The sequence below is a fragment of the Mesorhizobium sp. M0870 genome (genome assembly GCF_040319775.1).
Lineage (GTDB): Bacteria > Pseudomonadota > Alphaproteobacteria > Rhizobiales > Rhizobiaceae > Mesorhizobium.
Genome location: NZ_JAMYOI010000026.1, coordinates 43010 through 66684, shown reverse-complemented (window position 1 = coordinate 66684; position 23675 = coordinate 43010). Strand labels below are relative to the sequence as shown.

Sequence of the window (23675 nt, the reverse complement as noted above, 5' to 3'; positions counted from 1 at the left end):
ACGGAACGGTAGAGCCCCAACGATGTACCAATTCTCCTACGCCGACATCCAGAGCAACTCCGTTGCCGACGCGAAGGACCGCGAGCGGGAGCTTCTGACCCGCTCGATCGACATGCTGGCGGCGGCAGCAGCGGCCGGCCACGATTCGATGGAGGCGATCGAGGCGCTTCACTTCACCAACCGCGTCTGGACCGCCTTCGTCGAGGATCTTGGCTCCAGCGACAACGCCCTGCCCAAGGAACTGCGCGCCAACCTCATTTCCATCGGCCTGTGGCTGCTGCGCGAGGCGGAGGACATCCGTCAGGGCCGCACCAACAATTTCGAAGGGTTGATCGAGGTGTCCCAGATCATCAGGGACGGCATTCAATGACCAACACGCTGAAGATATCGCTGAAGCCGAACGAAAAGATCTACATCAACGGCGCCGTCATCCGGGTCGACCGCAAGGTCACCGTCGAATTGATGAACGACGTCCAGTTCCTGCTCGAAAGCCACGTGATTCAGGCCGACGATGCCTCGACGCCGCTCAAGCAGCTTTATTTCATCCTGCAGGTCATGCTGATGAACCCGGCCGGCGCCGCCGCCGCACGCGACATGTTCCGCCGTTCGCTGCCGCTGCTTCTGGCAAGCTTCGAGGACACCCAGATCTGCAGCGCGCTGAAACAGATCGACCGCATGGTCGGCGAGGATCATATCTACGAGGCGCTGAAGGCGATCCGCGCGCTTTATCCGCTCGAACGCCGCGCGCTGGGTGGTAATGACGATGTTTCGGGTGCCGAGCGCCCGTTGGCTGTGGGAGCACGATACTGATGAACGTGGACATGACGACGACGATTCCGACCGGCGCCAATCAGGCCACGGCGTCGACCTCGAAGACAGCGGTCGACTACCAGTCGTTCCTGAAGCTTCTGATCGCCGAGATGAAGAACCAGGATCCAACCAAGCCGATGGATTCGACGCAATATGTCGCCCAGCTCGCCACCTTCTCTCAGGTCGAGCAATCGGTGCAGACCAACACCAAGCTCAATCAGATCATGCAGTCCTCGGCGCTGTCGCAGGCCGACGCACTGATCGGGCGCTCGATAACCTCCGCCGACGGCCTGACGACGGGCACCGTGGCTTCGGTGCGCCTCGCCAGCAACGGTCTCATCGCCGTGCTGCAGAACGGCACCGAAGTCGCGGTCGGTCCGGGAGTTTCGGTCAAGGCAGCAAGCTGACGCTTTCGGCAGAGAGCCAGTCCCATGAATGAGGCCGACGCTCTCGACATCGTCCAGTATGCGGTGTGGACGGTGCTCGTCGCGTCGGCTCCGGTGGTGCTGGTCGCCATGGTGGTCGGCATCGGCATCGCCCTCATCCAGGCGCTGACGCAGGTGCAGGAGATCACCTTGACCTTTGTGCCGAAAATCGTCGCCATCATGCTGGTGGTGGCGCTGACCGGCCCCTTCATCGGCAGCCAGATATCGGCCTTCACCAACGTCATCTTCGAGCGCATCCAGAACGGATTCTGAACCTGTTCCAGGATGGTGTGCCGCGGCATGCCGTTCGCAATTGTCTGAAGACAGAGCCGCCGATCCCCGCGGCACCTCCGGACCCACGGCGGACAAGGCCTGGACCGCCTCTATCCCATTGTTGGACCATGAGCTTTTTTGCCCTTTGCGGCGCCATGCCCTACTTTCGGCAAACGGTCTGCGCAAACGGATTGTCTGACGAGCAGGCACGACATGGCAGGAACCCCAAATGATTGACGAAAAGCCGGACAGCGAGAGCGTCTCGGCGCTGGCGCCCTTCCGTCACGGCATTTTCCGCGCCGTATGGGGCGCAAGTCTCGTCTCGAATTTCGGTGGCCTGATCCAGGGTGTCGGCGCCGCCTGGATGATGACCACGATCGCCACCTCGCCCTATCAGGTGGCCCTGGTCCAGGCTTCGACCACCTTGCCGATCATGCTGTTTGCACTCGTAGCCGGCGCCATCGCCGACAGTTTCGACCGGCGCAAGGTGATGCTGGTCGCCCAGACCTTCATGCTGGTGGTGTCGGTGCTCCTGACCGTGTTCACTTATTCCGGCCTGATCACGCCATGGACGCTGCTTGCCTTCACCTTCCTGATCGACAGCGGCACCGCGCTCAACAGCCCGTCATGGCAAGCCTCCGTCGGCGATATCGTACCCCGCAACAAGGTGCCGGCGGCCGTCGCCCTCAATTCGATGGGCTTTAACCTGACGCGCAGCGTCGGTCCGGCGATCGGCGGCATCATCGTCGCCGCGGCCGGTGCGGCGGCCGCCTTCGCGGCGAATGCGGTGAGCTATATCGGCCTGATCGTCGTGCTGGCGCGCTGGAAGCCGGACGTGCCGGTATCGACCTTGCCGCGCGAATCGCTGGGGGCCGCCATGGGCGCCGGCCTGCGCTATGTCGCCATGTCGCCTAACATCGGCAAGGTGCTGGTCAGAGGTGCTGCGTTCGGCTTCAGTGCAGGCGCTGTGCTTGCGTTGCTGCCCCTGGTGGCGCGCGATGTCGTCAAGGGCGATGCGCTGACCTATGGCATCATGCTCGGCGCCTTCGGCATCGGCGCGGTCGGCGGCGCCTTGATCAGCGTCAGGCTGCGGCAGTTGCTGTCCAGCGAGACGATGGTGCGCTGTGCTTTTGCCGGCTTCGCTGTCTGCGCATTCAATGCCGCCGTCAGCCAGCATGCCTGGCAGACGTCGCTCGGCCTGCTTGTCGGCGGCGCCTGCTGGGTGATCGCGCTTTCGCATTTCAACGTCACGGTGCAGATGGCGACGCCGCGCTGGGTGGTCGGCCGGGTGCTGTCGGTCTACCAGACCGCGACTTTCGGCGGCATCGCGCTCGGCAGCTGGATCTGGGGTGTCGTCGCCGATGCGCACGGCGCCGAAACCGCGCTGATCGCAGCCAGCGTCGCCATGCTGGCCGGCGGCGCCATCGGTCTTTTGCTCCCGCTGCCGCAACAGCAGGTGCTCAACCTCGACCCGCTCAATCGCTTCAAGGAACCGCACCTTGCGCTTGACCTGAAGCCGCGCAGTGGTCCCATCGCCATCATGATCGAGTATGTGATCCGGCACGAGGACGAACCGGAGTTCCTCGCCATCATGGCCGAACGCGGCCGCATCCGCCGTCGTGACGGCGCCCGCAACTGGACGCTGGCGCGCGATCTCGAGAATCCCACCGTATGGATCGAGCATTATCACACGCCGACCTGGATCGAATATATCAGGCACAATGGACGCATCACCCATGCCGACGCTGTCATCGGCGAACGCGTGCGGGCCCTGCACAGCGGCGACGAACCGCCGCGGGTGCGACGCATGATCGAGCGCCCGACCACCGCCGGCACGGCCCTGGTGATGGCCAAGGGACCGATCGAGCATTAGGGCTCCGCAACCGCGCCCCCTGTCGCAGGCACCCCGCTTGGCCCTCCCGTCACCCCTCGCCCGACAGGTCCCGGCGCGCCTTGTCGAGCTCCTCGGCATAGCGCCGCATCAAATGGCCTTCGGTCAACAGCCCCAGCACGATGTGGTCGGTGAAATCCTCGACGACAGCGAGTTCTTCGGCGCCCGCCCGCTGGAATGTTTCCGCGGCGGCCTGCACGTTCATGCTCGGCACCAGCACCGCGTCCTTGTATTTGGCAAGATCGCGCACCGGGACCTCGCCGCCGGAAGGATCGCTGTGCAGTTCGGCTACGATAAGCACGCCGACATAGTGGTCGCCCGCGTCGACGGCGATGACGCGCTGGGCAGAGCCGAGCGGCACTTGCTTGCGGAAGGCTGCCAGCGTCGTCGAGGCATAGATGGTCTTGATGTCCTTGCGCATCATCGAACCGACTGTGAGGCTGCGCATCCAGCCGACATCGTGGGCGCTGCGGATGGTCTCGCCGCGCAGATGGAAGCGCCATGTCGAGAACGAGTAACCGAAGGTTTCGCGCACCAGGATCGCCGACATGATCGAGGCGGCCAGCACAACGCCGGTCAGCGTCAGGTCGCGGGTCGATTCCAGCGCCAGGAAGGTCATCGTCAGCGGACCGCCGACGACACCGACTGCGAGCGACGTCATGCCGACGACGGCGGCAACGGCAGGGTCGATGCCGGTTGCCGGCGAGACGACAATCATCACATCCGCGAATGCCTTGCCGAGCAGCGCGCCGAGGAACAGCGAGGCGAAGAACAATCCGCCGCGAAAACCCGACCCCAGCGACACCGCCGACGCCGTCAGCTTGAGCACGAAGACGCTGGCCACCACGGCCAGCCCGTAATTCATCGAGAATTCGCGATGCAGCGCGCCATGGCCGCTTGACAGCACTTGCGGGGTGATAAGACCCAGCAGCCCGACGATGACGCCACCGATGACGGGGCGCAGCGCCGCATCGATCGACAGTCTGGCAAAACCACGTTCGATCAACGTCACCAGATGCATGATGGCGATCGAGGCGGCACCGCCGAGCAGGCCGAGCAGCAGGAACGGCACATACTGGCTGGCGGTGAGCGCAGGCAGGCCCGAAAGCTCGAGCGGAAACGGCACGCCGCCGAACATTTCGGCGGTCAGCGAGGCGCAGATCGCGGCTGTCAAGACCGGTGCGACATTGGCGACAGAGTAGATGCCGATGACCAATTCGAAGCCGTAGAAGGCGCCGGTCAGCGGTGCATCGAAGGCGGCGGCGATGGCGCCGGCCGCACCACAGCCGACCAGGATGCGGACATCGTTGCGGCGCAGCCTGAAGATGCCCGCCAGCCGCGATGCCAGCCCGGAGCCAACCTGCGTATAGCCGGCTTCCAGCCCGACCGAGGCGCCAAAACCGCTGGAGATCATCGTCTGGCCGGCGATGATGAAGGTGTCGGTCAGCGACATGCGCCCGCCATAGAGCGCATTGGCTTCGATCGGGTCGATCGGCGTGCGGAATTTCCGTATCCTGAGCCAGACCACCGTCAGCCCCAGCAGCATGCCGCCGATCGCCGGTATCAGCGCCTGCATCGGATTGGCGAGCGAGAACATGCCGGAAAGCCGGCCGCCTGGCTGAACGCCGAACAGCAGCCCGTGCAGGTCCTGCACGATCTGGCTCATCGCCGTGACCAATATGCCAGCCATCACGCCTACGACACCTGCGAGGATGACCACCACGATGCCGCGTGCCTCGAGCAGAGGCAACGACCTGACCAGCACCGCGCGCAACCGGCGGGCGTAGACTTCGCTGTGGTTTCTGGAAAGCACCCGGGCGGCTCGCCGATATCGAAAGGCAGTGGAAAGCCAGCCTGATACGCCCGGCGGCACGGCATGGCAACCACAATGCCGACAGACATCACACAGCGGGCGCGATATCGATCGGCCGATGGACCGTTCAGGTCGGCATGGGCTCGCCGGCTTCATAGAGCACGAGGTTGCGCTCGCCTATGCCAAGCGCCGGCCAGCTCGCACGCCAGTCCGCAATGTGCGGCGAGGCGAAATGCGCGTCGAGCGCCGCCCTGTCGCTCCAGACTTCCGTGACCCGGATGAGCCCGGCATCGAAAACATCCTGCGCGTAACAATATTCGAGGCAGCCGGGTTCCGCGCGGCTGCCGGAAACCATGCGCTGCATGGCAGGCTTTGCCTCCTCAAGCTTATCGGGCGGCAGGCGGATTGTGCCAATGATCAGCAGCATGCGATTTCCTTTCGAAGACGCGGACCAAGGCGCAGTAGCCAGTCTCCCACCCTCGCGCAAGCTTGGCGGACTACCCTCACAGGGCTGTCGTGCGCTCGGCAGTCTACGGGGTTTGAGGACGATATGGCGATCAGCGAAAGCATTCAGCCCGGCGCGGTGGCCAAGAACGGCCGCGACGTCTTCTTCGCCATCGGCATCGTCATCATCCTGGCCGTCCTGTTTCTGCCGATTCCGGCCTTTCTCATCGACATCGGCCTCGCCTTCTCGATCGCGCTTTCGGTGCTGATCCTGATGGTGGCGCTGTGGATCCAGCGGCCGCTCGATTTCTCGTCGTTCCCGACCGTGCTGCTCATCGCCACCATGCTGCGGCTGTCGCTCAACATCGCCACCACGCGCATGATCCTGTCGCATGGCAATGAGGGCACGCATGCCGCCGGCTATGTCATCGCCGGCTTCTCCAAGCTGGTGATGGCCAGCGACTTCGTCATCGGCCTGATCGTCTTCATGATCCTGATCGTGGTGAACTTCATAGTCATCACCAAGGGCGCCACCCGTATCGCCGAAGTCGGCGCCCGCTTCACCCTCGACGCCATCCCAGGCAAGCAGATGTCGATCGACGCCGACCTGTCGGCCGGCATGATCGACGACAAGACAGCGCAGCTGCGCCGCCGTGAACTGGAAGAAGAATCTTCTTTCTTCGGCTCGATGGACGGCGCCTCGAAGTTCGTGCGCGGCGATGCCATCGCCGGCCTCATCATCACCGCCATCAACATCGTCGGCGGCATCGCCATCGGCTACATCAGGCACGGTATGGGCATGGGCGAAGCCGCCGACGTGTTCATCAAGCTGTCGGTCGGCGACGGCCTCGTCACCCAGATCCCGGCCCTGATCGTGTCGCTCGCCGCCGGCCTGCTCGTCTCCAAGGGCGGCACGCGCGGCTCGACCAACCAGGCGGTGTTCGGCCAGCTCGGCGCCCACCCGCGCGCCCTCTATGTCGCGGCATCGCTGCTGGTGCTGCTCGGCCTGATGCCCGGCCTGCCGCTGTTCCCGTTCTTTGCGCTGGCCGCCGGCATGGCCGGCCTCGGCTACGTCATCCCGATGCGCGCCAACCGCGCCGTCGCCGAAGCCGAGGCGATCAAGGACCAGGAAAAGGCGACTAAGGTCGAGGAGGAGAAGAACTCGGTCAAGGCCTCGCTCGCCACCGCCGAGATCGAGCTTTTGATAGGCAAGCAGCTGTCGACAAGGCTGCTGACGTCGCATCAGGAACTGGTTTTCCGCATGGGCAAGATGCGCAAGAAATTCGCCACCCAATATGGCTTCGTGGTGCCGGAGGTGCGCGTCGCCGACGATTTCGCCATCCCGCCGAAGAGCTACCAGATCAAGGTGCACGGCACCGTGGTGGCCGAGTATCAGATGCGCGTCGGCGAGATCATGGTGCTGCTCGGCAACCGCGACATACCCGAGATACCGGGCGAGGAAATCCGCGAGCCGGCCTTCGGCATGCGCGCCTATTCCGTGGTCGAAGCCTTCGCCGAGGATCTGAAGCGCGAGAACTACACCTTCGCCGACAACATGTCGGTGCTGCTCACCCATCTCTCCGAGGTCATCCGCAACAACCTGCCGCAGCTTCTGTCCTACAAGGACATGAAGGCGCTGCTCGAACGCCAGGACCAGGAGTACCGCAAGCTCGCCGACGAGATCTGCACCACGCACATCTCCTATCCCGGCCTGCAGGCGGTGCTGAAGCTGCTGCTGGCCGAACGCGTCTCGATCCGCAATCTGCACCTGATCATCGAGGCGATCGCCGAGATCGCGCCGCATGTGCGCCGCACCGAGCAGATCGTCGAGCATGTCCGCATCCGCATGGCCCAGCAGATCTGCGGCGACCTGTCCGAGGGCGGCGTGCTGAAGGTGCTGCGCCTCGGCAACCGCTGGGACCTCGCCTTCCACCAGAGCCTCAAGCGCGACGCCAAGGGCGAGGTGCGCGAATTCGACATCGACCCGCGCCAGCTCGAGGAGTTCGGCCAGGACGCGACCAAGGCGATCAAGAAATATCTGGAAGCCGGCGAGCGTTTCGTCCTCGTCACCGCGCCCGACGCCCGCCCCTATGTGCGCATGATCATCGAGCGCCTGTTCACCACGCTGCCGGTGCTCAGCCATGTTGAAATCGCCAAGGGCGTCGAGATCAAGGTGCTCGGAACCATATCGTGAGCGTGCTGTCGCAAGGCGTCGTCATCGCGGCATTCCTGGCTTTCTGCCGCATCGGCGCCTGTTTCATGCTGATGCCGGGCCTCTCCAGCGCCCGCGTCCCGCTCCAGGTCAGGCTGTTCGTGGCGGTCGCCGCCACCGGCGGCCTGCTCGCCTTCCTGTGGGACAAGATCTTTCCTTTCGTCGACCCGCGCCCCCAGATCCTGGTGCCGATGATCATCTCGGAACTTCTGGTCGGCGGCCTGATCGGCGCCATGACCAGGCTCTACATGGAAGCCCTGCGCTTCATGGGCTCGGCCATCGCCATGCTGGTGGGCTATGGCGGCAGCGGCGGACCGGCGATCGAGGAGCCCGAACCCCAGGCAGCCCTTGCCGCCATCATCTCGTTCTCGGCGCTTTTGATGCTGTTCGTCTTCGATTTCGACCACGAAATAATACGCGCGCTGGTTTCCTCCTACACGGTCGCGCCGGTCAACATCTTCTTCAACCCGCAGGCAGCCCTTGTCGATGTCACCGACACGGTGTCGGACACCTTCTTCCTGGTCATCCGCCTCGGCAGCCCGTTCGTCGCCTATGCCATTCTCGTCAATCTGACGATCGGCTTCGTCAACAAGCTGACCCCGCAGATCCCCATCTATTTCATCTCCCAGCCCTTCATCATCGCCGGCGGCATGATCATCTTCTATTTCGCCGTCGGCACCATGCTGTCGCTGTTCGTCGACGGCTTCGTCGACCTGACATTGGCGAGGTAGAAATGAGCACGCGCAAGGACCGCCTCAAGAAGCTGGTCAAGGTGCAGGAACAGCTGAAGGCGCTGCACGAAACCCGCCACGCCACCTTCCTTGCGGCGGCCAGTACCGCCGAGGCCGAGGCCAAGGAACTGGTCGGCCATTTCGACCAGGCCGATTCGCTCTCCGCCCTGTTTCCCGATCTCTACCATCGCCGCATTGCCCAGGCGGTGGTGCGCCAGGAGGCGAACCTGGCGAGCGCCAGGCAGGAAGCCAACCTCATCGCCGCGGCGACCGCCCGCACCAACATGGTCGAGCGCGCCTACAAGGACGTACGCAACCGCGACGAACGCGAACGCTCCGACCGCGAGCGGCTCGATATCATCGCGCAGAAGCAGGGCGAGGAGTAGCTGGGAGGATTGTGTGGCGCGAAGCGGACCCTCCAAGGTTCGGCCTTCCCGTAAACGCTTTACAGCCCGGTTTGGTAGCGCTACCGTTTGGCCTAGCGTGAGCCTGGGAGGAGCCAGGGCTGTCGCTGGCGGAAGCGTTTGTTCCTTCGACGACGTCGCAGGAATTGTTGGGAGGACCGATGGCGTCTGTCGCAATTGGCGAAGTCTATAAATCATTCGGCGCTGTCGAGATCCTGCACGGGGTCAGCGTGAACATCGAGGACGGCGAGTTCGTCACTCTGGTCGGACCGTCGGGCTGCGGAAAATCAACCCTTCTCAGAATGATCGCCGGCCTGGAAAAGATTTCACGCGGCCAGATCGCGATTGGCGAACGTGTCGTCAACAACGTTGCGCCCAAGGAGCGCGACGTCGCCATGGTCTTCCAGAACTATGCGCTCTATCCACACATGACCGTCGCCGAGAACATGGCGTTCTCGCTGATGCTCAAAGGAGTTTCCAAGCCGGAGAGCGATGCCGGCGTGCGCCGCGCAGCCGAAATCCTTGGGCTGGTGCCGTTGCTGGCGCGCTATCCTCGGCAGCTTTCCGGCGGCCAGCGCCAGCGCGTCGCAATGGGCCGCGCGATCGTGCGTGATCCGGCGGTGTTTCTCTTCGACGAACCGCTGTCCAATCTCGACGCCAAACTCAGGGTGCAGATGCGCGCCGAGATCAAGGAACTGCACCAGCGCCTCAAGACCACGACAGTCTACGTCACTCACGATCAGATCGAAGCCATGACTATGGCTGACAAGATCGTGGTCATGCATGACGGCATCGTCGAGCAGATAGGGCCGCCGCTGGAACTTTATGACCGGCCGAACAATCTTTTTGTCGCCAGCTTTATCGGCTCGCCGGCCATGAATTTGCTGAGGGGCGAGATCGCTTCCGACGGCTCACCCTCGTTCCGCGGCGCCGGGGGGATTTCAGTGCCGTTGGCCTCGGCACTTTCCATCCGCAACGGCGAGCCTGTGGTGCTGGGAATAAGGCCCGAGCATTTGCGGCTGTCCGACGAGCAGGGCATTCCGGTCACCGTCGCGGTGGTTGAACCAACCGGGTCCGAAGTGCAGCTCATCGGCAGGACAGCCGGCGGCGAAGAGATCGTCGCGAATTTCCGGGAACGACATTCCTTCACGCCGGGCGAAACCATCCGGCTTACGGCCGAGCCCAGCCTCATTCATCTCTTTCACGCAGAAACCGGACAGAGATTCCAAACACGTACCGATCAGTAGGACCATAGGCAAGGACAACAAACAGGAGGAAACGAGCATGAAGTTCACCAGACGCGACGTGATCCGCACCACCGCCGGCGCGGCGGCGGGTGCCTTGGGAAGTCGGTTCATCAGCTCTCCGGCCCTTGCCCAGGACGGACTGAAATACAAACCCGAGGATGGCGCCAAGCTTAGACTGCTGCGCTGGTCGCCTTTCGTCCAGGGCGACGAGGACCAATGGCTGGCCAACACCAAGCGCTTCATCGAAGCGACCGGTGTCGAGGTTCGCGTCGACAAGGAAAGCTGGGAGGACATTCGTCCCAAGGCGGCGGTCGCCGCCAATGTCGGGTCCGGCCCCGACCTGATGTTCGTCTGGTTCGATGACCCGCACCAATATCCCGACAAGCTGCACGACGTGAGCGAACTGGGTGAGTATCTAGGCGCGAAATACGGTGGCTGGCACGAGGGACCTAAGCAATATGCGACACGCGCCGGGAAGTTCGTCGGCCTGCCCCTGGCCACGATCGGCAATGCCATCGTCTATCGGGAAAGCTGGGTGAAAGAGGCCGGCTTTTCGGAGTTTCCCAAGGATACGAAAGGCTTCCTGGAACTTTGCAAGGCCTTGCAAGCGAAGGGACATCCGGCCGGCTTCACGCATGGCCATGGCGTCGGCGACGGCAACAACTATGCTCATTGGCTGCTGTGGAGCCATGGCGGCCAGATGGTCGACGAGAGTGGCAAGGTAACGATCAACAGCCCCGAGACCCTCAAGGCGATCGAATACGCGCAGGAGCTCTACAAGACCTTCATTCCAGGCACCGAAAGCTGGCTCGACGTCAACAACAACCGCGCCTTCCTGGCCGGCGAACTGGGGGTGATCGCCAATGGAATTTCCGCCTACAACACGGCCAAGATCAACAAGGACAAAGATCCAAAGCTGGCTGAAATCGCCAAGGACATACGCACGACCAACCTGCCCATCGGTCCTGTCGGCAAATCCGTCGAATTGTTCCAGGTGACCACGGCTGTCATCTTCAATTACACGCCCTACCCCAACGCGGCTAAGGCGTATTTGCAGTTCATGTTCGAGGAACCGCAAATGAAGGACTGGATCACCTCCTCGGCCGGATATTGCTGCCAGACACTGAAGGCATTCGACAACAACCCCGTATGGACCGCCGATCCCAACAACGCCGCTTACGCCAAGGCTTCGGCTACTCTGCGGCCTAACGGCTATGCCGGGCCGCTCGGCTATGCCTCGGCGGCAACCATGGCCGACTACGTGCTGGTCGACATGTTCGCCAAAGCGGTGACCGGCCAGGCGACGCCGCAAGAGGCAATGGAAGAGGCCGAGAAGCGGGCAAATCGCTATTATCGCGTTTGAGCCGGCTCAGCCGGGCAGCGCGGCTGCCCGGCTGGCTTCGGATTGCGTCGCGGCCGATCCGGCCTATCAATGAGACCTCAGCAGGAGCCAACCCATGGCCGTGCCGTCAGCTGCCATCCAGCCGCGACCTTCGATCTTCTCACGGATTCTGTCGCGCTGGAGCGAAAGCCGGAACGCACTTGGCTTCGGCTTCATGCTTCCGGCGGCTGCACTGCTGCTTGTCTTCCTGACCTATCCGCTGGGGCTCGGCGTCTGGCTCGGCTTCACCGATGCCCGCATCGGCCGCCCCGGCATCTTCATCGGCATCGAAAACTATGAATATCTGTGGAGCGACGCCGTCTTCTGGCTCTCCGTCTTCAACACCTTGCTCTATACGATCAGCGCTTCGATCCTGAAATTCGCGCTCGGCCTCTGGCTAGCGCTCCTCCTCAACCAGAACCTTCCCTTCAAATCGTTCTTCCGCGCGATTGTCCTGCTGCCGTGGGTGGTGCCGACGGTGCTCTCGGCCATCGCCTTCTGGTGGATCTACGATTCGCAGTTCTCCATCCTGTCGTGGGCGCTTATGGAAATGGGACTGATCGATCACCGCATCAATTTCCTTGGCGATCCGGAGAACGCACGCGCCTCGGTGATCGCTGCCAATGTCTGGCGCGGCATTCCTTTCGTGGCCATCACGCTGCTGGCCGGCCTGCAGACGATTCCCCAATCGCTTTACGAGGCCGCGACGCTCGACGGCGCCAGCCGTTGGCAGTTGTTCCGCTATGTGACGCTGCCGCTGCTGACGCCGATCATCGCCATCACCATGACCTTTTCGGTCCTGTTCACCTTCACCGATTTCCAGCTGATCTATGTGCTGACTCGCGGCGGGCCGGTGAATGCCACCCATCTGATGGCGACGCTCTCGTTCCAGCGCGGCATTTCCGGCGGCCAGCTTGGCGAGGGAGCCGCAATCGCGGTGGCGATGATCCCATTCCTGCTAGCGGCGATCCTTTTCAGCTATTTCGGCTTGCAACGTCGTAAATGGCAGCAGGGCGGTGGAGACTGACATGGCCGCGATCGAAACGAACAATCGTCCGAACACGGATGAAGGCGGCATGGGCTATCTCCAGAGCCTGCCCCGGCGCGTGGTGACCGTTTATCTGCCGCTCCTGATCTTCGTCATCGTGCTGCTGTTCCCGTTCTACTGGATGACGATCACGGCGGTGAAACCCAATCTCGAGATGACGGATTATGCCAATTTCAATCCGTTCTGGGTCGTCCATCCGACACTCGAGCATATTCGGTATCTGCTCTTCGACACATCCTATCCGGGCTGGCTTCTCAACACGATCATCATCTCGACCGCCGCAACTTTCCTGTCGCTGCTGGCGGCGGTTTTCGCTGCCTATGCGATCGAACGCTTGAGGTTTTCCGGGGCGCGGCAGGTCGGCTTGGCGATCTTCCTGGCCTATCTCGTGCCGCCCTCGATTCTGTTCATTCCCCTGTCGGTGATGGTTTTCAACCTCGGCCTTTACGATACGCCGTTCGCGCTGATCCTCACCTATCCGACGTTCCTCATTCCATTCTGCACGTGGCTCTTGATGGGCTACTTCCGCTCGATCCCTTTCGAACTGGAAGAATGCGCGCTGATCGACGGCGCCAGCCGCTGGCAAATCCTGACCAAGATAGTTCTGCCGCTGTCGGTGCCTGGCCTGATTTCCGCCGGCATCTTCGCTTTCACCCTGTCATGGAACGAATTCATCTACGCTTTGACTTTTATCCAGTCGTCCGAAAACAAGACCGTGCCGGTCGGCGTGCTTACCGAGCTCGTACGTTCGGACGTCTATGAATGGGGAGCCCTGATGGCAGGCGCGCTGATCGGCTCCCTGCCGGTGGTGGTGCTCTATTCATTCTTTGTCGAGCACTACGTCTCCTCGATGACGGGCGCGGTCAAGGAGTGAAGCTGAGGCGGAAATCGACGATGGAAAAAACTGCCCGACAACGCATGGCGCCAAGCCGGCAGCTTCGATCCGATCCCCGCACTTCCGCTCCCTCTCCTTCCCGCAAGCCTGCCACAAGCTTGTTGAGGCATGGTCTGGCTAAGGAAAACCGGTAAAAGGCGGACTTTCTTGGCGATTTCTCCACCCAGCGACATCGTTATGGATGTGGCCCGAGCCGTCGACCCGGCGGATATCGAGACCGCCCGCGCCGCGCTGGCAAAGCGGGCCGGCGGCGCTGCGGGCACGTTTTCACTCGACACCGCCGCTTCGGTCGATGCCGGCTCGATCCTGTCGCGCGCCACCGCCGACAAGGCCGCCGCTGCAACCGACCCGGCCAACAAATTCAAGAAGTTCGAGGCGATGGTGCTGCAGACCTTCATCCAGAACATGCTGCCAAAGGATACCGAGGGCGTCTACGGCAAGGGCCTGGCCGGCGACATGTGGAAATCGCAGCTTGCCGAGCGGGTCGCGGACGTGATGGCCGAACGCGGTGGCATCGGCATCGCCAAGTCGATGCTTGCCGACCACTATCTCGAAGGCAAGCGCGTGGTTCCGGTCGGTCCGGTTTCGGGCGGGTTGGAAAAGACCGAGATCGACCAGCAAAACAGCCTGTCGACCTCGCTGGTCCACCAATTGCAGCGCAAGGCTGCGGGGTCGATGACCGGTGACGAGACGACCATAAAAACAAATATCAAGATCTAAACGGGAAACGCCATGGCCGACTTTTCGGAATCCACCTCCAACCTGCCAGCACGCACGACCGCGTCGGAAGCGCCGATCCCGTTCGCGCGGCCTGGCAACCTCGCCGCCATCATCGGTCGCATCGAGGAAGTGGTCGAGGAAGAGACCGCCGGCATCCGCAACGCGACCAACTATGATCTCAAGGCATCGAACGCCCGCAAGAGCCGCTACCTCTACGAGTTGACCCGCGCCATGAAGGGCGGCAGCGAAGCCGAATTCCTCGAACAGCACCGCGAGGGCCTGACCCGGCTGCGCCAGAAGCTGGCGAAGAACGAAGCGGCGATCCTCGCGCATCTCAGCGCGGTCAACGAAGTCGCCAGCCTGCTGCGGCATGCCATCCAGCGCGCCGAGACCGACGGCACCTACTCCGCCGGCGAGTTCGGCTGGATGAAGGCATGATGCCGAACACGAGCGACACTTCGGAGATCCTGCCGAAGCAACGGCGCAGTGCCGCGTCGCCTTCGCAAGGGACTGATCAAGGGACTGACAAGAGTCGATGATCAAGGTCATCGCCATCGCCGTCTGGATTTGCGCCGCAACCCTCGGCGCCGTGTTCTATTCGTTTCAGGCGGCCGGCGAGCGCGGTGTCGGCGAAACGCCGAAGCCGATGCTGGGCGGTCTCGACTACGTCAAGACCGACATCATTTCGGTGCCGCTGATCCGCGATTCTGAGATCGGCGGCTATTTCCTGACCAAGCTCGTCTACACCGTCGAACCCGAGCAGATAAAGAAGCTGTCCATTCCGGCCGAAGCGCTGATCACCGACCAGGTCTATTCCTACCTCTATTCCAATCCGCAGATCGACTTCACCAACAAGGCGACCATCGATCTCGATGCCTTCCGCGCCGCAATCCGCGATACCGTCAACGCGCGTGTCGGCGCGCCTTTGGTGCATGAAGTTCTGATCGACCAGGTCAATTTCCTGTCGAAGGACGAAATCCGCGACAACTGGCTGCGCCGCAAGAAAAGCGAAACGGCGACCGAAATGACCAAGGCGTTCAAGGAACACTGAGTTGCCCTGCTCACAGGCCCGGTCACATCGAGCCTCGCCTGCCGCAAGGGCAGGAACCAGCCACCCGAATCCGCGTTGACGTAAACGTCAACCCAAAGCTATATGCGGCAGCGACCGTGATCGCGAAACCGCGGCATGGGCTTCGGCTGGATCGAAGCGCCGTTGCGAGACAGATGCAACCAGACAAGGAGAACAGCGTGAGCGTTCAGGAGATTGCCGAGAAGATCAAGTCGCGGGTGGCCAGTAGCGGGTTCGATCGTTCCGTGAAATTCGACACCGGCAGCGACGGCGTCATCGTCATCGACGGCGCGACTGTTTCGAACACCGATGCACCCACCGACTGCACCATCAAGCTCTCGCTCGACGATCTGGATTCGCTGATCGCTGGCGACCTGAACCCGACAATGGCGTTCATGACCGGCAAGATAAAGGTCGAAGGCGACATGACCGTCGCTATGGCGCTCAGCCAGCTGATCGGCTGAAGGCATCCAGCCGCCCAGGCGGCGGCACCCACCAATTGCGAAAAAACGCCGCCTTTTTCGGGCGGCGTTTTTGCATGAAATGCTGGCGGCTTCGTGTCAGGCCGCCGATATCAATTCCTGCGCCTTCAGCTTGCGACCGGCCGCCTTCAGCGTGCCGTGCACGCCGTCAAGCGCGCCTTCCCCCAGTTCCAGCGCCAGCAGGCGGTGCCGCTCATAGGGTCCTGGCATGGCAAGTGAACCGGTCTTCTCGGCCGAGAAGCCGAAGCGCGCGTAATAGGGCGCATCGCCGACCAAAAGGATAGCGGCATGGCCGAGACGCGCCGCTTCGGCGATGGCATGGCGCATCAGCGCCGAGCCGATGCCGGCATTCTTGAGCGACGGGTCGACGGCAAGCGGGCCAAGCAGCAGCGCGGCCGCACCGCCCTCGCCCAGCCTGACATCCCACAGCCGCACGGTGCCGGCCACGCCGCCCGAAGCATCGCGGGCGACGAAGGCCAGCCCTTCCGAGGGCCGCCGGCCACGCCGCAACTTCTCCGACGACTTTTTCCTGCGCTTCGGCCCCATGGCCCGATCGAGCAACGCCTCGCGCGCCGCAACATCGGCGGCGGTTTCGGCGACCATCCCAAAGGCCGGTGCGTGGCCCCCAATTTCAACTGGCATTTCCATTTCAAATGACATTTCCATTTCCGCAATCCTGGCGAGCGGAGATCTGTTCCACAGGCGAGCCCGGGTGGACGACAGGCGCCCACCTGGGATGATCTGATCGGCTCTCTCAGCGCATTTTCAGGCGAAGTTGTGTCCGGTTCGCCGTCCGAAAATGCGCTGAGGAAGCGCCGTCAGATCACGTAGGATCGGAGAGGCTCGAAGCCGTTGAAGGCGACCGCCGAGTAGGTGGTCGTGTAGGCGCCGGTGCCTTCGATCAGCACCTCGTCGCCGATCGTCAGCGACAAAGGCAGCGGATAGGGCGTCTTCTCGTACATCACGTCGGCCGAATCGCAGGTCGGGCCGGCGAGCACGCAAGGTGCTGTCTCCGTGCCGTCATGCGCGGTGACGATCGGGTAGCGGATCGCCTCGTCCATCGTCTCGGCCAGGCCGCCGAACTTGCCGATGTCGAGGAACACCCAGCGCACATTGTCGTTGGCCGCTTTCTTCGAGATCAGCACGACTTCCGACTTGATGACGCCGGCATTGCCGACCATGCCACGGCCCGGCTCGATGATGGTCTCGGGAAGCGCGTTGCCGAAATGCTTGCGCAGCGCCGAGAAGATCGCCTGGCCATAGGCCTGGGCGGCCGGCACGTCACGCAGATAGCGCGTCGGGAAACCACCACCCATATTGACCATCTTCAAGACGATGCCTTCTTCGGCGAGCGTCGCGAACACCACCTTGGCGTCGGCCAGCGCACGGTCCCAGGCGGTCAGGTCGGTCTGCTGCGAGCCGACATGGAACGATACGCCATAGGCGTCGAGGCCGAGCCCCTTGGCATGGCGCAGCACGTCGACGGCCATCGCCGGCACGCAGCCGAACTTGCGCGACAGCGGCCATTCGGCGCCCTCGCCATCGGTCAGCACGCGGCAGAACACGCGCGCGCCTGGAGCGACGCGGGCGATCTTCTCGACCTCTTCGACGCAGTCGACCGCGAACAGGCGGATGCCGAGCTGGTAGGCGCGTGCGATGTCACGCTCCTTCTTGATGGTGTTGCCGAAGGAGATGCGGTCCGCCGGCGCACCAGCGTCCATCGCCATCTCGACTTCGGCAACGGAAGCGGTGTCGAAGGACGAGCCCATCGCAGCAAGCAGGCGCAGGATTTCCGGCGCCGGGTTTGCTTTCACAGCATAGTAGATCTTGGAATCAGGCAGCACCTTCTCGAAGGCGCGGAAATTGTCGCGCACGACATCGAGGTCGACGACGAGGCAGGGGCCGGTCGGACGTCGGGTGGCGAGAAAGTCAAGAATGCGCTGGGTGGCCATCGGGGTCTCTCCATCAGCGCCTTTCGGCGCGCAATAAGGCTGCGGGACGCGGGCTGTCGGCCTCGCGAACTCGCGGTGGACAAAGGCGGGACGGAAATTCATGGAACCAGCCGGTGGAGACCCCGGAACCATGAAGCGCCGTCTCGCGGCGGTGAACCTTGGCCTTGCCCGGCCTCGGTTCGCTTTGTCTGCCTTGGCTTGGATGGGAGACCCGTCCGCACTGCCGGCAATGAAGGTGTGCCTCTTCAGTAACCCCGGTTTTTGGACAACCGGCAGAACACCAGAAAGGCCCGCACCGTCGTTGCTTCAAGGTGTCCTCGGGCTGGCGGTTGGCCGCTAGACCGACTGGAGGGGTTAGCTCCAGTTACCTTACCGATTTCCCTCACCATTCGAGGATCGGCGGACACCCACAGGCACGTGCGACTTTGGGCAAGCGCGATATAAGGGCGAAGACTTTCACAATCAATAAAAATCGTATCGCAGGTTGTAAAATTTCTGGCGTCGAACAATGTTGCGGCAACCGTATCCGGATATCGAACGATGACAGGCACGCACGGCCCTCTCAACGCCTTTCTCGATCTTCGCCAGATGCCAGTGGCACATGCCCAGCTAGGCCCGCTGGCCGGCCTGCGGCTGGCCGTCAAGGACATCTACGACGTCGCCGGCTACCGCACCGGTTGCGGCAATTTGCAAAAATTCGCCGAAAGCCACGCAGCCTCGCGCACCGCACCCGCCGTGCAGATGATCCTCGATGCCGGCGCACGCTTCGTCGGCAAGACGCAGACCGACGAGCTTGCCTTCGCGCTGTTCGGCCAGAATGCGCATTTCTCGTTTCCGGTGAACCCGGCGGCACCCGACCGCGTCACAGGCGGCTCCTCATCGGGATCGGCGGCGGCGGTGGCGGGCAGGCTGGCCGATATCGCCACCGGCTCCGACACCGGCGGCTCGATCCGCGCCCCGGCGAGCTTTTGCGGACTGATCGGGCTGCGCACCACGCATGGCCGCATTCCGCTCGACGGCACCATGAAGCTGGCGCCGAGCCTCGACACGTTCGGCTGGTTCGCCGACGACATCGAGACCTACGAAACCGTCGGCAAGCTGCTGCTCGGCCGCGATCCGCACCAGCATGTGTTGGACCGGCCGCTGGCACTGGATTGGCTGGATGGATTGGTCGCCCGCCCGGCGCTTGCCGAATATGGTGAAATGAAGGGGCTGGCGGGCAAGGTCTTCGGCGCGCCGATGACGCCGGGAGTGCGCTTCTCCTCATCTCCCGATGAACTCTACTGGTGCTTTCGCCGGCTGCAGGCCAGGGAGGCCTGGGCGGTGCATGGCGAATGGATCACCAGCGGCGAGCGCGGCCTTGGCCCCGGCGTCGAGGAGCGTTTCGGCTTTGGCCGCGCCGTCGACGACAAGACAGCCCAGGCCGAGAAGGTGCGACGTCTGACCTTTCGCGGCGAACTGAGCGCCCTGCTCGGCAAGAACGGCTTCCTTGTCCTGCCGACGGTGCCTGGTCCGGCACCTTACGTGGACAGCACGCCGGAGCAGTTCCAGGCCTATCGCGAACGGGCGCTCCAACTTCTGTGCCTGGCCGGCCTGTCCGGTTTTCCACAGATCACACTGCCCGTCGGCTCGGTCGCCGGCGCCCCGTTCGGCCTGTCGCTGCTTGGCCCTTCCGGCAGCGACATTGCCCTGATACGGCTCGGCCGGAAACTTCTCGACGCGGCACGAAAGGCCTGACCATGGACACACTGACGCGCATGCGTGCCTTCATCGACGTGGTCGAGGCCGAGGGCTTTTCGGCGGCGGCGCGCAAGATCGGCCGTTCCAAGGCCTTGCTGTCGAAATATGTGCGCGAGTTGGAGGACGAACTCGGCGCTTTGCTGCTCAACCGCACCACGCGCCAGTTCTCGATGACAGAGGCCGGCCACACCTATTACCGGCGCGCCTCGGAGATCGTGCGCGAGGTCGACAGCCTGGCCGACGCGGTGCGTGAATCCTCCGGTGACGTGCGCGGCCGGATCAAGCTGTCGGCGCCGCGCACCTTCGCCGATGCGCCGATCGGCCAGTCCCTGATCGACTTCGCCAAGCAGCATCCCGACATCGTCCTCGACATCCAGCTCGACGACCGCTTCGTCGATCTGGTCGAGGAGGGCTTCGATCTTGCGGTGCGCATCTCGCGGCTGGAGAACTCGTCGCTGATCGCCAGGCGGCTGGCGCCGTTTTCGATAAAGCTCTGCGCCTCCCCCGAACTGATCGCCAAGCATGGCATGCCGACAAGGCCGCAGGATCTCAGCCGCATGCCTTGCATCGTCGACACCAATGGCCGCGGACTGAACAACTGGCCGTTCAAGGGCGACAATGGCGATCCGGTGAGCGTTTCGGTGTCCGGTCCGGTCGAGGTCAACAGCCCGATGACGGCGAGAGCCGCGGCCGTGGCGGGTCTCGGATTTACCGTCCTGCCGGATTTCATCGCCGCGCCCGACCTCGCGAGCGGCCGGCTGGTGGCGGTGATGGATGACCGTATCCTGTCGGGCGGCGGCATCTTCGCCGTCTACCCGCACCGTCGCTATCTGCCGGCGAAAGTCCGCGTCTTCGTCGACTTTTTGGTGCAGTGGTTCAGGACGCGCGAGGCTGGCTGACCGGCGTCAATAGTCTCGTGGTCCCAATTTCGCCCCCTTTCTGGTAACTCTCGGCAACTCTTCCGAGGCCTATGGACCGAGAATGAATCTGAAACGGCACGCAATCATGCTGGCTTCGGCCTTGGCGGCTACTTTTGCCGCCACTGGACCCGCTTACGTGCATCCGCATGTCTTCGCCGAGGCCCGCCTCGATGTGATTCTCTCCCCGGATCACCAAAGCGTGAAGGCTCTGCGTCATCTCTGGCGCTTCGACGATCTGTTTTCCTCGACCGTGATGATGGAGTTCGACAAGAACTCCGACCTGAAGCTCGACGACAAGGAGCTGAAGGAAGTCGCCGACACCGTTCATGCCTCGCTGGCCGAGTTCAATTACTTCCAGCTCGTCACCGTCGACGGCAAGGATGTGGCGATGACGCCGCCGCCGCATCTGATGGCCAATTTCGACAACGATCAGCTGATCATCCTTTTCGAGTCCGAACCTAAGGTGCCGATCAAGCTCCACGGCAAGATCGATATCGGCGTCTACGATCCGACATTCTACACGGCGATCGACTTCACCGAGGACTCCAACATCACGGTTGAAGGCCTGCCCTCGAACTGCACCAGCAAGGTGGTCCGTCCAGACCCGGACGAGGCCATCAAGGAAAACCAGAAGACCCTCACCGATGCCTTTTTCAATGACCCGACCGGCACCGATATGAGCAAGATCTTCGCCACCAAGCTCGAACTGACCTGTCAGCCAGAAGGATGAAGCCGGTGACGAAACCGTCCCTGCGTTTGGCGTTCGGCCTGTTGGCCCTCACTGTCGCCATGATGCATTTCGCCGACGCCGCTCATGCCCAGAGTTCGCTCGGCATCGGCGTCAATGACGGCATGGCGCCCACCACCGGCCCGTTCGCCCACATCCTGATGTGGATCAATCTCAGGCAGCAAGAATTCTACCGCGCGCTGGCGACGGCGATGAAGGCGATGCGCCAGGACGGCAGCAAGATCTGGGTACTCGTCGGCCTGTCCTTCGCCTACGGTATTTTCCATGCCGCCGGCCCCGGCCACGGCAAGGCGGTGATCTCGTCCTACATGGTGGCCAATGAGGTGGCGTTGCGGCGCGGCATCCTCTTGTCCTTCGTCTCGGCGCTGCTGCAGGGCCTGACCGCGGTCGCGGTGATGGGAGTCGCCTACTTCGTCCTGCGCGGCACCTCCGTCTCGATGACGGACGCAGCCTGGTTCATGGAGATCATGAGCTTTGTCTTCGTCACCCTGTTCGGCGCCTGGCTCCTGTGGCGCAAGCTCGGCCCTTCCATCCTGCGCCTGTTTGGCAGAGGACCGGCCTACAGCCTGTCGGCGGCTCACGCCGGCCATTCTCACGCCGGTCATTCTCATGGGGGTCATTCGCATGCCGGTCACTCCCATGCAGCTCACAGCCATTCGGCGCATGCTCATGCGCACGCGCTACACGCGCATGACCATGTGCACGGCCCTTCGCACGATCATCACGATCATGCCGAACACGATCATGAACACCACGATCACGCGGCGGGCGAAGTCTGCGACACCTGCGGCCATTCGCACGCACCCGATCCGGCGCTGCTGTCGGGCGATCGCTTCGACTGGCGCACGGCGTGGACGGCGGTGGCGGCGGTCGGCATCCGCCCCTGCTCCGGCGCGCTGATCGTGCTCAGCTTCGCCCTGCTCAACGGGCTCTGGCTCGGCGGTTTGCTGTCGGTGCTGGCGATGTCGCTGGGAACGGCGATCACCGTATCGGCACTGGCGACACTGGCGGTGACCGCCAAGAACTGGGCGGTCTATTTCGCCGGCGACGGCCGCATGGGCAACCGCATCCACTCGATCGTTGAGATCGGCGGCGCCGCCTTCGTGTTCCTGTTCGGACTGCTGCTGCTGTCGGCAAGCCTGGCGGCAGGCGGATGATGCCCGACGCAGCGAGGCTCGGAGTTTAACCCGCGATCTTGCCGCCGAGTTCATCTTCGATATGAGCGCGGATGATCTCGTCAAAGCTCCTTTCGGCGCTGAAGCCCAGTTCCCTTGACCGCCGCGCCTCGAACCGTGTTGGCCAGCCCTTGACGATCGCCCAGATCGTGTCATCCGGCTCCTCGCGGATCAGGCTTACCGCCTTCGGCCCGGCGATGCGTTCCAGCGCCTCGATCTGCTCGCCGACGGTGACGGCGACGCCAGGCATCGTCAGGTTGCGGCGTGGCCCGACGGCGCTGCTGTCGATCCCTGCCGCATGGATCAGGAAGTTGACCGCCGAGCGCGGGCTGGCATGCGTGTGCACGACCGAGCGCGGCACCGGCAGGATCGCCTCCTGGCCGCTCAACGGCTCGCGGATGATGCCTGAGAAGAAGCCGGACGCCGCCTTGTTCGGCTTGCCCGGCCGCACGCAGATGGTCGGCAGCCTGATGCCGATGCCGTCGAAGAAACCGCGCCTGGAATAGTCGGCCAGCAGCGCTTCGCTCATCTGCTTCTGGGTGCCGTAGGAGGTCAGCGGCGTCGGATGGAAGTCATCGGGAATGACATCCGGGAACGGCGCGCCGAACACCGCGATCGACGAGGTGAAGACGACGCGCGGCGCAAAGCCCGCCAGCCGGATGGCATCGAACAGGGCGCGCGTGCCATCGAGATTGACGCGGTAGCCGAGATCGAAATTGGCTTCCGCCTCGCCCGATACGATGCCCGCGAGATGAAAGACGACATCGGGACGCGATGCGACCAGGCGCTCAGCGGCACCCGCTTCGGCGAGATCGCCGGTGTGCAGCGTGACGCTGACGCCATCCAGGCTCGGGGCCTGCGGCGGCACGATATCGTGTAAATCGAGCGCGGTGATCTTGCCGCCGCGCAGCGTCCCGTCCTTGGCCAGCCGGGCGATGAGCTTGCGGCCGACCATGCCCGCGGCGCCAGTGATCAGAATGCGCATATCGAAAATCCCTTGCCTATTTACCTTGGTTTTTTGCGCTGGTTGCGGGCGCGCAGCCAGAACACCGAGAAGAACGCCAGCACGAAGACGACGCCGAAGGCGCCGGCCAGCACGGTCGAAAGGCTGCCGAGTGCCAGCATTACGGTCGGCAGATAGTAGGCGCCGATACCGAACAGAAGCATGATCCACACTGCGGCGATAAGAGCATTCCTGGTGTCGCGGTCCATCATGCCGCACCAGGGCAGCGGGCGTTCGTCAAGCTGGTTTTCAAGGTTTTGCAACTCCCGAGGCAGGACGATCGACATCGATC

General features: G+C 63.1%; 26 protein-coding genes. 20 read left to right on the top strand and 6 right to left on the bottom strand.

The window, feature by feature from the left end; genetic code table 11:
* Window positions 1–22 precede the first annotated feature (22 nt).
* From flaF to NKH97_RS25875, 5 genes are all read left to right on the top strand, one after another.
* Window positions 23–370 carry a flagellar biosynthesis regulator FlaF gene (gene flaF / locus NKH97_RS25895; RefSeq protein ID WP_023810018.1) on the top strand — a complete coding sequence of 116 codons (348 nt, stop codon included), beginning with the start codon at window positions 23–25 and terminating at the stop codon, window positions 368–370.
* Entirely contained in the window at window positions 367–810 is a 444-nt protein-coding gene (flbT, locus tag NKH97_RS25890; RefSeq protein ID WP_023810019.1) for a flagellar biosynthesis repressor FlbT, read from the top strand. The genes flaF and flbT overlap by 4 nt, the downstream gene beginning before the upstream one ends.
* Window positions 810–1217 (top strand): flagellar hook assembly protein FlgD, encoded by a 408-nt coding sequence (gene flgD / locus NKH97_RS25885; RefSeq protein ID WP_013529774.1) that lies wholly within the window; start codon window positions 810–812, stop codon window positions 1215–1217. Before flbT ends, flgD begins: the two co-directional genes overlap by 1 nt.
* A gap of 24 nt (window positions 1218–1241) precedes the next feature.
* Window positions 1242–1508 carry a flagellar biosynthesis protein FliQ gene (gene fliQ, locus NKH97_RS25880; RefSeq protein ID WP_013529773.1) on the top strand — a complete coding sequence of 89 codons (267 nt, stop codon included), beginning with the start codon at window positions 1242–1244 and terminating at the stop codon, window positions 1506–1508.
* A gap of 229 nt (window positions 1509–1737) precedes the next feature.
* Window positions 1738–3381, top strand: a complete 1644-nt coding sequence (locus tag NKH97_RS25875) for an MFS transporter (RefSeq protein ID WP_023810021.1) — start codon at window positions 1738–1740, stop codon at window positions 3379–3381.
* Between the two features lie 49 nt (window positions 3382–3430).
* On the opposite strand, the gene NKH97_RS25870 is transcribed toward NKH97_RS25875, so the two are convergent.
* Together NKH97_RS25870 and NKH97_RS25865 are read right to left on the bottom strand one after the other, a co-directional pair.
* A complete protein-coding gene (locus NKH97_RS25870; protein WP_352441893.1) occupies window positions 3431–5212 on the bottom strand; it encodes a chloride channel protein in 1782 nt (593 codons plus the stop codon).
* Between the two features lie 127 nt (window positions 5213–5339).
* Window positions 5340–5639, bottom strand: a complete 300-nt coding sequence (locus NKH97_RS25865; RefSeq protein ID WP_352794855.1) for a putative quinol monooxygenase — start codon at window positions 5637–5639, stop codon at window positions 5340–5342.
* Between the two features lie 123 nt (window positions 5640–5762).
* Here NKH97_RS25865 and flhA point away from each other — a divergent pair, with 123 nt between their 5' ends.
* The 11 genes from flhA (at window position 5763) to NKH97_RS25810 (ending at window position 15827) form a co-directional block, all read left to right on the top strand.
* Window positions 5763–7850 (top strand): flagellar biosynthesis protein FlhA, encoded by a 2088-nt coding sequence (gene flhA, locus NKH97_RS25860; RefSeq protein ID WP_127326668.1) that lies wholly within the window; start codon window positions 5763–5765, stop codon window positions 7848–7850.
* On the top strand, window positions 7847–8599 hold the full coding sequence (gene fliR / locus NKH97_RS25855) for a flagellar biosynthetic protein FliR (RefSeq protein WP_352799063.1): 753 nt from the start codon (window positions 7847–7849) through the stop codon (window positions 8597–8599). The genes flhA and fliR overlap by 4 nt, the downstream gene beginning before the upstream one ends.
* A 2-nt stretch (window positions 8600–8601) precedes the next feature.
* Window positions 8602–8985, top strand: a complete 384-nt coding sequence (locus tag NKH97_RS25850) for a hypothetical protein (protein ID WP_352722610.1) — start codon at window positions 8602–8604, stop codon at window positions 8983–8985.
* Between the two features lie 179 nt (window positions 8986–9164).
* Entirely contained in the window at window positions 9165–10250 is a 1086-nt protein-coding gene (locus NKH97_RS25845) for an ABC transporter ATP-binding protein (RefSeq protein WP_352722611.1), read from the top strand.
* 37 nt (window positions 10251–10287) lie between these two features.
* Entirely contained in the window at window positions 10288–11613 is a 1326-nt protein-coding gene (locus tag NKH97_RS25840) for an ABC transporter substrate-binding protein (RefSeq protein WP_352677083.1), read from the top strand.
* 193 nt (window positions 11614–11806) lie between these two features.
* Window positions 11807–12658: a carbohydrate ABC transporter permease gene (locus tag NKH97_RS25835; RefSeq protein ID WP_372337954.1), complete on the top strand. Its 852-nt coding sequence runs from the start codon at window positions 11807–11809 to the stop codon at window positions 12656–12658.
* Window position 12659: 1 nt separating this feature from the next.
* The gene (locus tag NKH97_RS25830) at window positions 12660–13553 is read left to right on the top strand and encodes a carbohydrate ABC transporter permease (RefSeq protein ID WP_023810030.1); all 894 of its coding nucleotides are present in this window, start codon (window positions 12660–12662) and stop codon (window positions 13551–13553) included.
* A 129-nt stretch (window positions 13554–13682) separates the two neighbouring features.
* The gene (locus NKH97_RS25825) at window positions 13683–14294 is read left to right on the top strand and encodes a rod-binding protein (RefSeq protein ID WP_352441887.1); all 612 of its coding nucleotides are present in this window, start codon (window positions 13683–13685) and stop codon (window positions 14292–14294) included.
* Between the two features lie 12 nt (window positions 14295–14306).
* Entirely contained in the window at window positions 14307–14732 is a 426-nt protein-coding gene (locus tag NKH97_RS25820) for a hypothetical protein (RefSeq protein ID WP_127290460.1), read from the top strand.
* Between the two features lie 97 nt (window positions 14733–14829).
* Window positions 14830–15345 (top strand): hypothetical protein, encoded by a 516-nt coding sequence (locus tag NKH97_RS25815; protein ID WP_023810033.1) that lies wholly within the window; start codon window positions 14830–14832, stop codon window positions 15343–15345.
* A gap of 197 nt (window positions 15346–15542) precedes the next feature.
* Complete coding sequence (locus tag NKH97_RS25810) at window positions 15543–15827, top strand: SCP2 sterol-binding domain-containing protein (protein WP_013529756.1); 285 nt, start codon at window positions 15543–15545, stop codon at window positions 15825–15827.
* A 96-nt stretch (window positions 15828–15923) separates the two neighbouring features.
* On the opposite strand, the gene NKH97_RS25805 is transcribed toward NKH97_RS25810, so the two are convergent.
* Window positions 15924–16493 (bottom strand): GNAT family N-acetyltransferase, encoded by a 570-nt coding sequence (locus tag NKH97_RS25805; RefSeq protein WP_352799066.1) that lies wholly within the window; start codon window positions 16491–16493, stop codon window positions 15924–15926.
* A 170-nt stretch (window positions 16494–16663) separates the two neighbouring features.
* Window positions 16664–17797, bottom strand: a complete 1134-nt coding sequence (gene odc2, locus NKH97_RS25800) for an ornithine/lysine decarboxylase (protein ID WP_352799062.1) — start codon at window positions 17795–17797, stop codon at window positions 16664–16666.
* Window positions 17798–18337: 540 nt separating this feature from the next.
* Between odc2 and NKH97_RS25795 the strand changes: the two genes are divergently transcribed.
* The 4 genes from NKH97_RS25795 (at window position 18338) to NKH97_RS25780 (ending at window position 22362) form a co-directional block, all read left to right on the top strand.
* Complete coding sequence (locus NKH97_RS25795) at window positions 18338–19534, top strand: amidase (protein WP_023810037.1); 1197 nt, start codon at window positions 18338–18340, stop codon at window positions 19532–19534.
* 2 nt (window positions 19535–19536) lie between these two features.
* Entirely contained in the window at window positions 19537–20436 is a 900-nt protein-coding gene (locus tag NKH97_RS25790; protein WP_023810038.1) for a LysR family transcriptional regulator, read from the top strand.
* An 82-nt stretch (window positions 20437–20518) separates the two neighbouring features.
* Entirely contained in the window at window positions 20519–21187 is a 669-nt protein-coding gene (locus NKH97_RS25785) for a DUF1007 family protein (protein WP_023810039.1), read from the top strand.
* Complete coding sequence (locus NKH97_RS25780; protein ID WP_128303099.1) at window positions 21184–22362, top strand: nickel/cobalt transporter; 1179 nt, start codon at window positions 21184–21186, stop codon at window positions 22360–22362. The genes NKH97_RS25785 and NKH97_RS25780 overlap by 4 nt, the downstream gene beginning before the upstream one ends.
* Before the next feature lie 25 nt (window positions 22363–22387).
* Here the strand turns inward: NKH97_RS25780 and denD are convergent, their stop codons facing one another.
* Both denD and NKH97_RS25770 read right to left on the bottom strand, forming a co-directional pair.
* Window positions 22388–23365, bottom strand: a complete 978-nt coding sequence (denD, locus tag NKH97_RS25775; RefSeq protein ID WP_352799061.1) for a D-erythronate dehydrogenase — start codon at window positions 23363–23365, stop codon at window positions 22388–22390.
* Between the two features lie 20 nt (window positions 23366–23385).
* Window positions 23386–23670: a hypothetical protein gene (locus tag NKH97_RS25770; RefSeq protein WP_502895926.1), complete on the bottom strand. Its 285-nt coding sequence runs from the start codon at window positions 23668–23670 to the stop codon at window positions 23386–23388.
* Window positions 23671–23675 lie beyond the last annotated feature (5 nt).